Genomic DNA, 14,901 nt, shown 5'->3' on the forward strand with positions numbered 1-14,901 from the left:
AGCCGTTAAACAAAAAAACCGCCAAATGGCGGTTTTTTTAGAAGTTAGCGATTAGTGAGTTTTTTCAAACTCATCTACTTCACGCTCTGCTTCTTCCTTAGATTTACCGTACTGCTGCTGGATTTTACCCACTAGCTCTGTACGGCTACCTTCAATTTTGTCTAAATCGTCGTCAGTAAGATCGCCCCATTTTTGTTGCGCCTTACCTTTAAGTTCGTTCCAATTACCTTTTATACGATCGCTGTTCATAAGTATCTCCTTACTTAGATTTAGTTAACGTTCAGTATAAAAGGAGCAAGGCGTGTACCAATAAGTTAAAATTAAACTTTGTGTTTATAATCATGCTGTTATGTTTTATTGGGGCAGTAGAAGTTAATATAGCGCGCATGTTCTTAAAAAATATACAGAGCGGTCTGTAATTATTTCTGATTATGGATACGCGTAAACTCATCTGCTTTTGCGGCGCGTTTATTTTTGGTTTTTGTTACAATGCACACAAAGCAATTTTGGGTAAATAGCAGTGCTGCCGGTTCAAAACATATATCAACAACTTTTAACTACATTACAAACTAACCCTATAACGTTATTACAAGCACCACCTGGTGCAGGTAAATCAACCTGGTTGCCGCTACAGCTTATGCGCGACGGCCATTTTAAACGTATTGTAATGCTTGAGCCGCGCCGCTTAGCAGCACGTAATATTGCCAATTACTTAGCGCAGTGCCAAAACGAAAAAGTGGGGCAGAGTGTTGGTTTGCGAGTACGCGGTGAGAGCAAAGTAAGTAGTAATACTTGCCTTGAAATAGTCACCGAGGGCATGCTTATTCGCATGCTACAAAACGATCCCGAATTAAGCGATATTGATTTACTAATATTTGATGAGTTTCATGAGCGTTCAATTGCAGCCGATACCTCACTGGCCTTTGCTTTAGAGACCCAAAGTGCACTGCGCGACGATTTAACCATACTGCTTATGTCGGCTACCCTTGATGCCGAGCGCTATACGCAGTTTTTTGATTGCCCCGTTATTCAATCAAGCGGACGTAGCTACCCTATAGATGAAGTATACGTACCCATAAAGGATGAAAGCCGTTGGCTTGATGCTATTCCCGCTTTAATAAAACAAGCACTAAACGAGCAAAGCGGCAGTGCGCTGGTGTTTTTACCTGGGCAATTTGAAATAGTACGTGTGCAGCAGGCCCTTAATGATTTACCAAGTAACTGCTTAGTTGCTACCTTATTTGGCGAGCAAGATAAAGCCAATCAGCAAGCGGCGATTGCCCCTGCGCCTGAGGGCATGCGCAAAGTGGTGCTTACCACCAATGTAGCCGAAACCAGTTTAACCATTGAAGGCATTCGCATTGTTATTGATAGCGGCAAACGCCGCGCCGCAACGTTTAGCTTAAAAACGGGTGTAACAGAGCTTACAACACAAAGTATATCGCGCTCCTCTGCTGTGCAGCGAGCAGGGCGAGCAGGGAGAATAGAGCCAGGGGTTGTTTACAGGCTTGGTTCAAAGCAAACCTTTGAGCGACGTAATAGCCACGATAGCCCCGAAATACTCACATCAGACATAAGCCAACTTATGTTGGAGGCAAAACAGTGGGGCGCAAATATTAGCGAACTCACCTTGCTTGATACGCCAACAGCGCAGCAATGCACACAAGCGGCAAACTTACTAACCATGCTTGAAGCTATCGACTCCAAAGGTAAGCTAACCAAGTTGGGCAGCAACATGCTGGGTTTTGGGGCGGATATTCGCTTAGCGCATATGCTTTTAAAAGCGCAGGCGCTTGAGGCAGAACTCCCTGGTATTTATCGTTTAGCAATTTATTTAGTGGCGCTGCTTGAAAGCCGAATAAACAGCGCCAACGAACTAAGTATAGCGCTACATAGTCAGCAGCAAAGCCCACACCCTGTATTTAAACAGCAGTTAAAATACTGGCAAAGCCGCTTAAAAGTAACCGACAGTAACAGCGAGCTAAGCACTGAGTATTTAGGTTTGTTAGTGGCATTAGCTTACCCCGACCGCATTGCAAAAAAACGTGGTAATGGCTATTTACTGGCCAATGGTGCGGGCGCTGATTTAAACCCTGATTACTGGCATAACGATGACTACCTTGCTATTGCTACCATGGGCGGCCATAAAGGCACGCGTATTTTTGCAGCCACTGCGCTTAGCCCATTTGAGCTACAAGAGTACCTACCGCATTTATTTACTTCGCTCACCCGCTGTGAGTTTGATGAAAAAACCGCGCGCTTTATCCACCAAGACGAAATAAAGCTCGGCGCCATTACCCTTACAAGCCAGCCGAGCAAACAAAAGCTTGATAAAACCGAGCGCGCCAAAGCGTGGCTTAATGTATTTACTAAACACGGCTTTGCATTATTTAATGAACAACCCGATGCGCAGCAATTATTAATACGCATGAGTTTAGCCAGTCAGTTTATGCCAGATACGTTCCCGGCAATAAGCGAGCAGCAGCTTATCGAAACAGCTGACGATTGGCTCGGCGTATATTTACAAGATATAAAAACACTGGAGGAGCTTAAAAAATATAACTACTTTGAAGCACTGCAAAATTGTTTTGACTGGACACAGCAAACAGCGCTTAAAACACTGTTACCGCTTAGGTTAACGGTGCCGAGTGGTTCAAATATAAAAATTAATTATCAGCTGGATGGCCCTGCAAAGTTAAGCGTGCGCATGCAAGAAGTGTATGGTTTAACCAGTACGCCTATGCTTGCAAATGGCAAGCTGCCACTGCTTATGGAATTACTCTCGCCAGGTAAGCGCTCATTACAACTTACGCAAGATCTTGCGCACTTTTGGGCTACCAGTTATCGCGATGTGCAAAAAGAAATGAAGGGGCGTTACCCTAAGCATTTTTGGCCCGACGATCCAGCCAACAGCGTGGCAACCAATAGAGTGAAAAGCAAAATGTAGGTGTTAGTTACGTAACGTTATTTGTTTGATTATTGAACTTACTCAGGTAATGTACCTATAAAATACTTTTAGCTACAGGGAATAGTCAATGAGATTACTATTAACATTAGGTTTGGTATTGGTTGCTAGCTTTTCAGCCTTAGCCGAAGAGCGATTTGATTTAAAGGCATTTGCACTGCATTACTACAAAACCATGACCGCCACGCAAGCTCCTAATGCAGGAGCTAAAGAGCTTGAAACCTACCTTGCTTTATTAACAGACGATGTTGGCAGTCAGCATATACCTTATCAAATAGATGATTCTCGCACAGCTAATGGCAAAGAGTTAATGCGCGAGGGCATGAGTTTTTATTTAGGCGCGCATACCCACTATGAAAGTGAGCTACTTAACACCTTTATATTTAACGATAGCGGTTTTGCGATTCGTTATAAAAACCACGCTAAAGGTATTCATCCACAAAGCAAACAGCCAATAGAGTTCTCCTCAGTAATGATGGAAGTAATTGAGGTTGAAAATGGTAAAGTGGCCATGATCCGCAAATACCACGAGTAATTTTATTGGTTAAACCTCTTTGCCACCGTGTTGCTCGGCTAAGTCATCAAGCTCGGCAGAGGTGTAATCAAACCCGCTTTCATCATACTCGTAAGTGACTTTTACACTGTCGCCACCATTAAATAGGCGAGTTTTAACTTGGTTTACGGGCCAATCTTTAAGTACATGCACAAAACGGTTGGCAACTTGCGAGGATTCAAAACGGTAGCGAATTTCTGTTTTCATATAAAGGCTCTGTCAGTGTATAGCTTAGCTAAAAGTGAGTAGTAAAATTACACTATTCAATGCATTACCACCTCTCATAATCGTTATTATACCTTTAATCTACACCCTGATATAAGCCTCTAAAACAGTAAGTAAAGCAAAAAAATACACCTAGAAGCTATAAATGATGCGTTTTTAAATAAATAATAATTATTACAAATAACCTTATTGTCTAAAAAATTGATTTGATATTTTTTCACAAAATGTGCGTATTTAGTATTAAATTGAAGTAACCCGCTTTGAAAGTACTTACCTTTCGCCCTTTCTTATGTTGTTTAACTTCTTGTAATTAAGTTGTTTTATAGATTTTTAATTTGGTAGTTTGATTTTTCATCAAACAATTTAAACGTTGTTTATTCATGTTAAGTATTATTTTTGTTAGAGGTTTTTATTCTAAAAATTGAAATTATTTTAAAAATAAAACAAAAAATATACATTTTGTGTTGATTGTTAGTTATTTGTAATTAGAATAGTCGCTATTACAAATAAGAATGATTCACATACAAAATTAAGGTTCAATATGAATTTGCGTAAATCTCTCCTTGCTAGTGCAGTAATTACTGCAACTTTGGGTTTAACTGCCTGTGGTGGCTCTAGCTCCAACGATAGCGATGAAACACCGACCACTCCAACAGTGACTAATTCGGCACCTACCGCAATTAGCTTATCAACAGCAGCTGTAACAGAAGATGTAATTGGTGCAGTAGTAGGTACTTTAACTGCCACCGATGACGATGCTACAGGCATGGTATTTACGCTATCAGATGATGAGCAGTATTTTGAAATTAACGACAGCAATGAATTAACGCTTAAAAGCACGTTAGCGCTTAATGCTGAGCAAGTAGAAACCGTAGACGTAACTGTTACCGCAACTGATGCGGGTGATTTAAGCTTTACGCAAACATTAACTGTATCTGTAACAGATATTGAAGCGCAAGATGGCGTAAATGTTTACGAGTTTGCTTCAACAGTCGATGCGAGTAATTCGGCTGTAAGTTACACAGGACAAGTGGCTCGTCATGCGCTTTCGGCGCAAATTAAAGCTTACATCGGCTTATTAAGTGTTGATTACATTGAAAGCGAAGGCTTAACGGGTGATGCAGTAAAAGCGCAGTTAATGGCGTATTGGAGTGATTACGAAGCTGTAAAAGACAATAGCTTTTTGTTTGTTGATGGCAGCACAACGTTACAGCAATCATTTTCTGAAATTTCAAGTTCAGGTAAATCGTTAACGGGTAAAGTTGCCGGTAACGACGCATCAAAAATGGATAAAGAATGGCTAACAGAAGGCACATTTGAAGGGTGGAGTGACTTTGGTGCTCAAGCAAAAACACCTGAAGGTCTTATTTTTCATTACTTTGACTTATTAGCAGCGAATGTAGATGCCATTGCTAATGGAACGCAGTCTGAAGATGTAAACGGTAATGACATTACTGCTGCATATATCACAACAAGTGGCCTTGATTTAAACCAGCTTATTCAAAAACACACACTAGGTGCGTTAATGTTCTCGCAAGGTACAGATGACTACCTAGACGAAGGGCTTGAAGAAGATAACACCGATGCAGCAGCCGCTGGCAACAATTACAGCACTTTAGAGCATCAATATGATGAAGGTTTTGGTTACTTTGGCGCTGCTCGTCATTACTTAGAGTTTAGCGACGACGCTATTGCTGATGGTAGTGCAAATGCAGATGTTGATGGCGATGGCAAAATTGATTTAGCCAGTGAGTACAACTGGGGTAATTCAGTCAATGCGGCAAAACGTGATAACGGTGCGGCAGTTGCGACTGACTTTAGCAGCGCAGCAATGACGGCGTTTGTTGCGGGCCGTAAGATTATTAATGATGCCGCACCGAGCGAATTAACTGATGAGCAAAAAACGCAGTTATTAGCACAGCGCGATATTGCTGTAGCTAATTGGGAAAATGCCATTGCAGCGACGGTTGTTCATTACATTAACGATACATTAGCAGACATTGATACAGTTAAAGGTACAGAGGCAAGCGCTGAAGACTTTGCTAACTTAGCTAAGCACTTTAGTGAAATGAAAGGTTTTGCACTGAACTTTCAATTTAACCCATTCTCACCTTTTTACAGCGACGATAACGCAGGTAAATTTGCCGAGCTACATAGGTTATTAGGTGAAGCGCCACTGCTAACAGATGCATACAAAGCGCAGTTAGTAGAGGCACGTGATTTGATGCAGCAAGTATACGGCTTTGATGCTCAAAACGTTGAAAACTGGTAATTACACCTGTTTTAGTACCAAGGAAGGTCAGCCCACGGGCTGGCCTTTTGCCGTTTAATTTTCGAAGTTTTTAGGGTTGAAATAATGATCAATTATGCAAAAAAAGGGGTCGTAGTTGCTGCTACTGTTTTAACACTCAGCGGGTGTGGTGAAAGTAGCTCAAGTAGTGCGGGCAGTGATTTTCAAAGTGGTGATAGCGGACAGACTACTACGCCTGTGGTGACAGAGTTCGATGAAGCCCAACTGGTTGCCAACTTAGTGGACAATGTAATTACACCTACATTTGTTTTGTTTAATCAACAAGCGCAAACACAATCTCAAGCCATTGCAAATTATTGTCAAGCCGAATTGCAGAGCGTCCAAGAAAGCTCTGAAGAGGCTATCGCACTGCGTACTCAAGCACAACAGGCCTGGCTAGATACTATGGCTAGTTGGCAGCAGGCTGAGATGATGCAGATGGGGCCATTACTCGATAACTCCAGCCAATTACGTAATCAAATTTATTCATGGCCAACGTTTAGCCGTTGCGGGATAGACCAAGATGTGGTGTACAACCAAGACGGAGTGATTAACCAAGATCAAACTCGCCCTTACGATATTTCACAAAGAACAGCTACACGCCGTGGCTTGTTTGCAATCCAACACGTTTTATTTAACGAGCAATTAGATCATCACTGTAGTGTGACAAACGATGCTCTTGCAGATTGGAATAACCGTACAGATTTAGCGCGTCGCCAGGCCCGCTGTGAGTTTGCGGTGGTGGCAAGTGAAGATGTTTTAAATTCGTCAGCGCAATTATTACAAGCTTGGCAAGGTGATAATGGTTTTGCGAATGAATTAAAAAATACAGGGGCGAGTGGAGCGCGTTTTAGCACTACACATGAGGCACTTAATCATATTAGCAATGCGTTGTTTTATATCGACACACTCGTCAAAGATAAAAAATTAGCAGAGCCAATTGGCATTTTTCCAAATTCGTGCGGTACATCGGCATGTCCAGAAGATGTTGAAAGCCTAGATGCTAAAAGCTCTTTAGATAATATTCGTAACAACTTAGCGGCGTTTGAAGCGCTTATAATTGGTAATTTAGCGGGTGAAGAAGCAGGTACAGGCTTTGACGACTTCTTGGATTCAGAGCAGGCTGAAGCCACCAAAACACGTTTAGTAGAAGGTATTGCTGCACTAAAAACGACGCTTAACCAGATTGATAGCTCGTTAGCAGATCTCCTGATAAACAATGAGCAACAAGTACGCGATGTACACGGTGAAGTAAAAGTGCTTACTGATGAGCTAAAAAATGACTTCATTAATGAGCTAGCACTAGAGCTACCGACCACTTCTGCAGGCGATAACGACTAAGGGCGACAATGAAATATAATACACTTACAATTGCAGTACTTATGGCTGTGACTTGCCAAGCCGCGGCAGAGCAGCAAAGCGATTTAGAACACATTCAAATTATTAGTCACAATGATAAATTGCGCACTGAAGCGGGCTCGGCAACGCTGATTGGTGAAGCACAGCTTGAGCAATTTGAATTTGATGATATTCATCGTATTTTGTCGCAGGTACCTGGCGTAAATATACGTGAAGAGGATGGCTTTGGACTCAGGCCAAATATAGGCTTTAGGGGCGTAACCCCAGAGCGTAGTAAAAAAATAACCATTTTAGAAGACGGTGTTTTAATTGGTCCTGCACCTTACTCAGCACCTGCCGCTTATTATTTTCCGCTAACTACACGCATGACCGCAGTTGAGGTATTTAAAGGCCCAGCAGCCATACACTATGGCCCGCAAACGGTGGCGGGTACGCTTAACTTGGTTTCGCGCCAAGTACCCGATGCAGCCAGTGGTATGCTTGATGTATCAGCAGGGTCTGACGGCTATAAAAAAGCGCATGCGTATTATGGCAGCCGCCAAGGGCAATTTGGCTTTTTAGTTGAAGGTGTTCACTTAGAAAGTGACGGCTTTAAAGAACTTGATGGCGGCCAAGATACTGGTTTTGAAAAAGATGATTTATTAGTTAAATTAGATTACAAGCTAGATGGCGAGCAATTTAATCAACGTTTTGAATTAAAGTTAGCGTACTCAGATGAACTATCTAATGAAACTTACCTTGGTTTAACTGAAGAAGACTACCAGCAAAACCCATATCGTCGGTACGCTGCTAGTGGCCCGGCAAAGATGGACACTGAGCATACACAGGTTATGTTTACTCATCAGTTAAGCACTGACAATTTTGCACTGACTACCCGAGCGTACCGTAATGATTTTGAACGAGCTTGGTTAAAGCTTAACTCAGTTACAAATAGCGCTGGTAGTTTGTCAGATATTTTGGCTGACCCAGCTCGCTTTGAGCGTGAGTACATGGTTATTAGTGGCCAAGCTGATTCGGTTAAAAGTGGTGAAAGTAACGTGTTTTTAACTATGGGTACAAACGATAGAGCCTTTTTCTCGCAAGGTATTCAGTTTGATGGTGATTGGCAAGTGGGCGCATTTGGGCTTGATCATTCTCTCTCATTTGGTGTGCGTTTTCATCAAGATGAAATAGAGCGCGACCACTTTGAAGATACCTACGCTATGGTCGACTCAGTAAACACCCGCACAGATACAGCCAGTGTATTTACCACGCAAAATACAGAGTCTACCGATGCTTGGTCTGTCTATATTGAAGACAAAGTGACGTTCGATAAGCTAACACTCGGTGTAGGTGTACGCGGCGAATTTATGGATATGTCGTATCAAAACGACTCGCCTGGCAAAGAGAACGATTGGCAAGACAAAACGAGCCATATTTGGTTGCCTGGGCTAAGTGGTTTTTATCAGTTATCTGAAAACGCAGGGTTATTATTTGGTGTACATCAAGGGTTTGTGCCATCGAGTCCATCGAGCCCAGTACGCGAAGGCGATGATGAATTTGAAAAAAGCGTTAACTACGAATTCGGTGGTCGTTATAACGATGGCAATCGTCAAATTGAGGTGGTTAGCTTTTTTAATGATTACTCAAACTTAGTTGAAAGCTGTGGACAATCAAACTGTGGTATTGAAAACGAGTTTGATCGTGAGTTTAGTGGTGGTGAAGTGGATGTATGGGGCGTGGAGTCCCAGTTTTCACAAACTTTTTCGCTAAGTAAAAATATCGATATGCCCGTTCGCTTAACTTACACCTACACTCAGAGTGAATTCAAAGAAGAGCTATTCAGTGAGTTTACACAGTGGGGGCATATTCGCCCAGGCGATCACCTCCCGTATTTACCTGATCACCAAGCCGCACTTAGCTTAGGGCTTGCGCATAACGATTGGTCTGTGGATGTGTTAATAAAATACACTTCAGATATGCCAGAGGCTGCAGGCGTCGCCTATTCAGCGGGTGAGGCCGGTAATACAACGGGTAACGACTTTGCATTACCATTAGCAGGTGTAGATGTGCCATCAACCACAGTAGTTGATATTGCCGCGCGTTATGAGCTTGACCAATACGGGCATATTTACGCAAAAGTAGATAACTTATTTGATCAAGACAATATTGTTAGTCGTCGCCCGTATGGTGCACGTCCTGGTAAACCACGCAGTGTTACTGTGGGTTACAAATATCAATTTTAAGAGGTAAGTCATGCTCGAGACTTTATGGCAAACATTGCTGCAAACGCCTGATTATTTGTTTGATGCCAATAAACGCATTTTTATTGGTTATAGCATTGCGGCGTTAGTAATTGCTATGTTGCTGTATTTCTCGGGCCGGTCGCAACAAAAAAAGCGTACATGGCGCGGGTTGGGGCGTTATTTATTTAGTAAGCGGATTTGGCTTAGTAAAAGCGCCAAGCTCGACTATCAATTGTTAATTGTAAACCGCTTACTTAAAGCTGCATTGTGGGTGCCTATAGTATTAACTATGGTGCCTGTTGCGATTGGTGTAAGCGATGCTTTGCAATGGCTTTTTGGTGAGCGCGCGGTATGGCAACTGCCAAGCTCTGCGGTATTAATTATTTTTACCGTGTTATTGTTTATATTTGATGACTTAACACGGTTTTTATTGCACTTAGCTTTGCATAAAGTACCATTTTTATGGCACTTTCATAAAGTGCACCATAGTGCTTTAGTGCTTACTCCAATGACTATTTATCGCAGCCACCCGTTTGAGAGCTATTTGTATGCATGCCGAATGGCATTAGCGCAAGGTTTTGTGGTGGGTGTATGTGTGTATTGTTTTGGCCGAAATTTAACAATGCTAGATATTTTTGGTGCCAATGTATTTGTATTTGCGTTTAACGCGTTAGGCGCTAATTTACGTCACTCACATGTCTGGTGGAGCTTTGGTAAAAAAATTGAAAACTGGTTCATTAGCCCAGCTCAACACCAAATACATCACAGCGACAATCCAAAGCATTTTGATCGCAATTTAGGCTCAGCCCTCGCCATTTGGGATAGAGCATGTGGTACGCTAATAAAGGCACATCAAGTCGGTAAAATTACTGTAGGCGTTGGTAATAACGACCGCGGGCACCGCAGTGTATTAGATGCTTATTGGCGACCCATTTATGAGAGCTTGCAAGACCCTTGGCAACGTGTGGTTAAAGCGACAAACAAGGTAAATGTTTTTAACAAAAAAAAGCCCATTATTGAGGTAAACATTACCGACAAAACAGTTAAATAGCTCAGTTACAAAAAATAAAGGGTTAAATTGTAAATTTTGTGTTTCAATAATCGTATCAAACTCGGTACACCTAAGCGTACCTTTTTTAATTTACGATGATGAATAACCATGCATTACAAACCAGTTTTATTAGCAAGTTGTGTCTTATTGCTAAGTGCCTGTGGTGGCTCAGGCGGCGATGATACGCCCACCGTCAATTCAAATAAAGTGCCTACCTTGTCCGTATCCAATATTCCTAGCGAACTAACTAAAGGACAAACCATTGAGCTAATTGCAACAGCCAACGATGAAGACGGCACTATAAGCAGCGTGATTTGGCAACAAACTGCAGGCACAACCTTATTGAGTGAGCCATTAGAAGCCTTAAGTACCCGCCTTACCATACCCGCAGCACAAAGTTATGCGCCTATAACGTATTCATTTAACGTAACTGCCACCGACAATGAAGGGGCAACAAACACTCAAACCGTTACATTTGTAGCCAAAAACAGCATGGACATACACAGCGCTGCTAGGTTATTACACCAAGCTAGCATGGGCCCAACGCTTGCTGAAATAAATGACGCCCAAGGTTTAAGTGAGCTGCAATGGCTAGATAACCAAATAGCACTGCCAATTGGCTACCACCGCGATTACCTTGTCACACTTGAAGATGATGAAGACTTTAAATACATAAGCCGTATAGATGCATGGTGGAAAGCGGTGCTACAAAGTGACGATCAGCTGCGTCAACGCGTTGCATTTGCGCTAAGTGAAATATTGGTTGTGTCGGATGAGAATAGTGATTTACGTGCGCAACCACAGGGCATGATCACCTACTACGATTTATTACTCAAACATGCGTTTGGCAATTTTAGAGAGCTATTGGAAGATGTAACCCTTTCGCCCGTTATGGGTACTTACCTAAGCCATTTAGGTAACGAAAAAGAAGACGAAGAACTCAATATTCGCCCGGATGAAAACTACGCCCGCGAGGTTATGCAACTATTTACTATAGGGCTTGATGAATTAAACCTTGATGGCAGCGCTAAGTTAGATGCCAACGGCAATAGTATAGCAACTTACGGGCAGGCCCAAATACAGGGATTTGCCCGTGTATTTACAGGTTGGACATTTGCCGGCAGCGAAACCTTTAAACGCAAAAGTCGTGACTATATTAACCCGATGGAGCCGTTTGATGAATACCATTCGAGTAAAGAAAAAGTACTATTAAATAATGAGGTTATACCGCCTGGTTATGGGCCAGAAGAATCGCTAAAAATAGCGCTCGATAATCTATTTAATCACGATAACGTAGCGCCATTTATTGCTAAGCAACTTATTCAGCGGTTAATTACCTCAAACCCTACAGCGCAGTATGTAGAGCGCGTTGCGCGTGTATTTAATAACAATGGAAGCGGTGTGCGAGGCGATTTAGCTGCGGTTGTTAAAGCGATTTATTTAGATGATGAAGCGCGTCATTTTGGTAGCGTATTAAGCTATCAAGGTAAAATTAAAGAACCGCTTTTAAAAACAGTGCAGTTTTGGCGAAACCTTAATGCAAGGTCATTGCAAGGTTATTATAAAACGTGGAACTTAGTCGATAGCTACGGGCAAGGCCCAATGCAGTCTGCTTCAGTGTTTAACTTTTTTAGACCCGATTATCAAAGTGCGGCTTTGCGCTCGCAAGGTTTGGTAGCGCCTGAGTTACAAATAGCCAACGATGCGACTCTAATAGGCACAATGAATGCCTTATTTGCAAGTTTGGTTTGGAGTACCGCTGAAGCGCATACCGATTTAAACCCTGCCGGAATTTATGTTTATGTGCAAAGCGATATGGATTACTTGGCGCAAAATGGCATTAGCGCACTGATAGAGCAATATAATACCCTGTATTTTGCCGGCAACATGAGCGCTGACACGACCCAAGCTTTGCTTGATTTAGATGCCTATTTTAACGAGGAGCAATACCGCGTAAGGGTATCGTATTTGTTATATATGATTGCTATTTCACCTGAATTTAACGTGCAGTATTAGGAGTGCATAATGAGCCTAAATAGAAGACAATTTTTATCATTATGTTTAAAAGGCGGGGTTTCGGCAGCGGCTTTAACTAGCTTGCAGCTACAAGCGTTAACGGGGGCAACTAATGCAATAGAGCTCGGTGATTACAAAGCCCTCGTTTGTGTGTTTTTATACGGCGGAAACGACTCACTTAATATGTTGCTACCCCTTGAGGGAGAGCAGCGTAGTTTATATGAGCAAAGCCGGCAAAACCTCGCAGTCGAAAACCCGTTAGCGCTAAGTGTTAGCTCGCAATTTGCAGGAGGGGTGGGGATTCACCCTTCACTTGCGCCTTTACAAAGTGTGTTTGAATCTGACGATTTAGCCTTTATTGGCGGCGTAGGCACTTTACTTACCCCCACCACATTAACAGACTACAAAAATAACGCGGTACCTTTACCTAAGCATTTATTTTCGCACAATGATCAGCAGGCATCGTGGATGTATGGGCGCGAAAAAGCGTCTTTAAACAGTGGGTGGGGCGCACGTATGCTAGAGCGATTAGCTGTGCATGACGAGTTTGCAGCCAATATTTCACTCGATGGTACAAACTTGTGGCAAACAGGCACAAATACCAGTGCTTTTGCGCTTAACAAAAGTGGTATAAGTACTATTAACGCCTTTGGTGGTTACCAGCCGCGTACAGAGCACGTTACTAACATAATGAATCGTGTGTTAGGCAATGCAAACCATGTGCTAGGGCGTGAATATGCAAATGGTTTAAATAATGCAATTACCAATACGCAAACTATGAACAGTGCGCTCGAACAAGCGCCCGAGCTAACTACTTCTTTTAGCGATACCAGCTTGAGTGAGCAATTAGCTGCGGTCGCTAAAACAATTAGTGTGCAGTCGTCGTTGAGTACTCAGCGCCAAGTGTTTTTTGTCTCTATGGGTGGGTTTGATACTCACGATGATCAGCTGACGGCGCATCCCGCGTTGTTAAATACGTTAGCTCAAGGGCTCAGCGAGTTTAACAGTGCCATGAAAGAGCTAAACATGAATGATAAAGTAACCACATTTACTATGTCGGACTTTGGCCGTACACTAACCTCAAATGGCGATGGCACCGATAACGGCTGGGCAGGAAACCAAATAGTAATGGGTGGCGCAGTAAAGGGGCGTAATATTTATGGTGAGCTACTTACTCAGCAATTAGACGGGGCAAACGATACCGGAGGCGGGCGGCTAATTCCGCAAGTGGCTAACGAGCAGTACTTTGCAACGCTCGCGCAATGGTTTGGCGTGCCTGTTTCGGAGCTGGTTGATATTTTTCCTAATTTAAGTAACTTTAACAGTGCAACATTAGATTTTTTTGTGTAATTAGTCACTAATAGTAATCTAAACAAGGTGATTAGCAGTATAGTGTACTCGTTTTACCCATTTAAAATTAAAGACCACACATAATAAGGGAATCATAATAATGAAAATTTTAGTGAGCTTAGTCAGCTTTATCGCTTTTTTACTCGTTTTACTGCCAGGGCCCTTATACAAGTATGGGGTTGTTGAACTGAGTACTGCGTTTGCCGGATTTAGATTTGGTGTTTATGTGGGGGGCGCTGCATTAGTGCTGCTTGTTATACAGGTTATTTTTATGCGTAAAACGCTTAGCATGGGCAGCACTTTAATGGTACTTGTGTTTTCAGCCATTGCGATTGCAATGCCGCTAAGTATGATGAGCAAAGCGAAAAGCGTACCGGCGATTCATGATATATCAACCGATTTAGTAAACCCACCAAAGTTTGTGGCCATTGCACCGCTTCGAGCGGACGCTAAAAACCCTGTTGAGTACGCAGGGGAAGAGACGGCTACTCAGCAACGTAAAGCTTACCCAGAGCTTAAAACGCTTAGTTATGCGCAGTCAAAAACAGCGCTAATAGCCGCTGCAGAGCAAGCTATTAAAAACTTAGGCTTTGAACTTGTTAATGTAAATGCGGCTACAGGTCTCGTAGAAGCCACCGATACAACAACCTGGTTTGGTTTTAAAGATGATGTAGTGGTGCGTATAAATGACGAAGGCAGCCAACGCTTTGTAGACATACGCAGTAAATCTCGCGTAGGGCGCAGCGATTTAGGTAAAAACGCAGAGCGTATTAACGCATTAATAAACGAAATTAATACACTGCTTGAAAAATAACGTTAAAAGCACGTAATTACTTTAACAAGCCCAACTCAGTTGGGCTTTTTTAT

11 protein-coding genes are annotated in these 14,901 nt (G+C 42.5%); 9 read left to right on the forward strand and 2 right to left on the reverse strand.

Annotated features, from left to right (window positions below):
* Nucleotides 1-51 precede the first annotated feature (51 nt).
* The gene (locus AABI99_RS15610; protein ID WP_058547294.1) at nt 52-249 is read right to left on the reverse strand and encodes a CsbD family protein; all 198 of its coding nucleotides are present in this window, start codon (nt 247-249) and stop codon (nt 52-54) included.
* Between the two features lie 271 nt (nt 250-520).
* Here AABI99_RS15610 and hrpB point away from each other — a divergent pair, with 271 nt between their 5' ends.
* Together hrpB and AABI99_RS15620 are read left to right on the forward strand one after the other, a co-directional pair.
* Nucleotides 521-2,947 carry an ATP-dependent helicase HrpB gene (gene hrpB / locus AABI99_RS15615; protein ID WP_338367014.1) on the forward strand — a complete coding sequence of 809 codons (2,427 nt, stop codon included), beginning with the start codon at nt 521-523 and terminating at the stop codon, nt 2,945-2,947.
* A gap of 88 nt (nt 2,948-3,035) precedes the next feature.
* Complete coding sequence (locus AABI99_RS15620; protein ID WP_338367015.1) at nt 3,036-3,500, forward strand: nuclear transport factor 2 family protein; 465 nt, start codon at nt 3,036-3,038, stop codon at nt 3,498-3,500.
* A 9-nt stretch (nt 3,501-3,509) separates the two neighbouring features.
* Here the strand turns inward: AABI99_RS15620 and AABI99_RS15625 are convergent, their stop codons facing one another.
* Nucleotides 3,510-3,725, reverse strand: coding sequence for a hypothetical protein (locus tag AABI99_RS15625; protein WP_138540644.1), 216 nt, complete (start codon nt 3,723-3,725; stop codon nt 3,510-3,512).
* 559 nt (nt 3,726-4,284) lie between these two features.
* Here AABI99_RS15625 and AABI99_RS15630 point away from each other — a divergent pair.
* The 7 genes from AABI99_RS15630 (at nt 4,285) to AABI99_RS15660 (ending at nt 14,848) form a co-directional block, all read left to right on the forward strand.
* Nucleotides 4,285-6,015, forward strand: coding sequence for a DUF4856 domain-containing protein (locus AABI99_RS15630; protein WP_338367016.1), 1,731 nt, complete (start codon nt 4,285-4,287; stop codon nt 6,013-6,015).
* Nucleotides 6,016-6,099: 84 nt separating this feature from the next.
* A complete protein-coding gene (locus AABI99_RS15635) occupies nt 6,100-7,374 on the forward strand; it encodes an imelysin family protein (protein ID WP_338367017.1) in 1,275 nt (424 codons plus the stop codon).
* Between the two features lie 8 nt (nt 7,375-7,382).
* The gene (locus AABI99_RS15640) at nt 7,383-9,617 is read left to right on the forward strand and encodes a TonB-dependent receptor (protein WP_338367018.1); all 2,235 of its coding nucleotides are present in this window, start codon (nt 7,383-7,385) and stop codon (nt 9,615-9,617) included.
* Nucleotides 9,618-9,627: 10 nt separating this feature from the next.
* Nucleotides 9,628-10,668, forward strand: a complete 1,041-nt coding sequence (locus tag AABI99_RS15645) for a sterol desaturase family protein (RefSeq protein WP_338367019.1) — start codon at nt 9,628-9,630, stop codon at nt 10,666-10,668.
* Nucleotides 10,669-10,776: 108 nt separating this feature from the next.
* Nucleotides 10,777-12,684 carry a DUF1800 family protein gene (locus AABI99_RS15650; protein ID WP_338367020.1) on the forward strand — a complete coding sequence of 636 codons (1,908 nt, stop codon included), beginning with the start codon at nt 10,777-10,779 and terminating at the stop codon, nt 12,682-12,684.
* A gap of 9 nt (nt 12,685-12,693) precedes the next feature.
* Nucleotides 12,694-14,034, forward strand: coding sequence for a DUF1501 domain-containing protein (locus AABI99_RS15655; protein WP_338367021.1), 1,341 nt, complete (start codon nt 12,694-12,696; stop codon nt 14,032-14,034).
* A 100-nt stretch (nt 14,035-14,134) separates the two neighbouring features.
* Complete coding sequence (locus AABI99_RS15660) at nt 14,135-14,848, forward strand: DUF1499 domain-containing protein (protein WP_338367022.1); 714 nt, start codon at nt 14,135-14,137, stop codon at nt 14,846-14,848.
* Nucleotides 14,849-14,901: the final 53 nt, after the last annotated feature.

It is taken from the genome of uncultured Pseudoalteromonas sp. (genome assembly GCF_963922945.1).
Taxonomy (GTDB): domain Bacteria; phylum Pseudomonadota; class Gammaproteobacteria; order Enterobacterales; family Alteromonadaceae; genus Pseudoalteromonas.

Coding starts and splice junctions, on each gene's coding strand:
- AABI99_RS15630 (WP_338367016.1), top strand. CDS start 4,285: ATGAATTTGCGTAAATCTCTCCTTGCTAGTGCAGTAATTACTGCAACT.
- AABI99_RS15620 (WP_338367015.1), top strand. CDS start 3,036: ATGAGATTACTATTAACATTAGGTTTGGTATTGGTTGCTAGCTTTTCA.
- AABI99_RS15640 (WP_338367018.1), top strand. CDS start 7,383: ATGAAATATAATACACTTACAATTGCAGTACTTATGGCTGTGACTTGC.
- AABI99_RS15625 (WP_138540644.1), bottom strand. CDS start 3,725: ATGAAAACAGAAATTCGCTACCGTTTTGAATCCTCGCAAGTTGCCAAC.
- AABI99_RS15660 (WP_338367022.1), top strand. CDS start 14,135: ATGAAAATTTTAGTGAGCTTAGTCAGCTTTATCGCTTTTTTACTCGTT.
- AABI99_RS15645 (WP_338367019.1), top strand. CDS start 9,628: ATGCTCGAGACTTTATGGCAAACATTGCTGCAAACGCCTGATTATTTG.
- AABI99_RS15610 (WP_058547294.1), bottom strand. CDS start 249: ATGAACAGCGATCGTATAAAAGGTAATTGGAACGAACTTAAAGGTAAG.
- AABI99_RS15635 (WP_338367017.1), top strand. CDS start 6,100: ATGATCAATTATGCAAAAAAAGGGGTCGTAGTTGCTGCTACTGTTTTA.
- AABI99_RS15650 (WP_338367020.1), top strand. CDS start 10,777: ATGCATTACAAACCAGTTTTATTAGCAAGTTGTGTCTTATTGCTAAGT.
- AABI99_RS15655 (WP_338367021.1), top strand. CDS start 12,694: ATGAGCCTAAATAGAAGACAATTTTTATCATTATGTTTAAAAGGCGGG.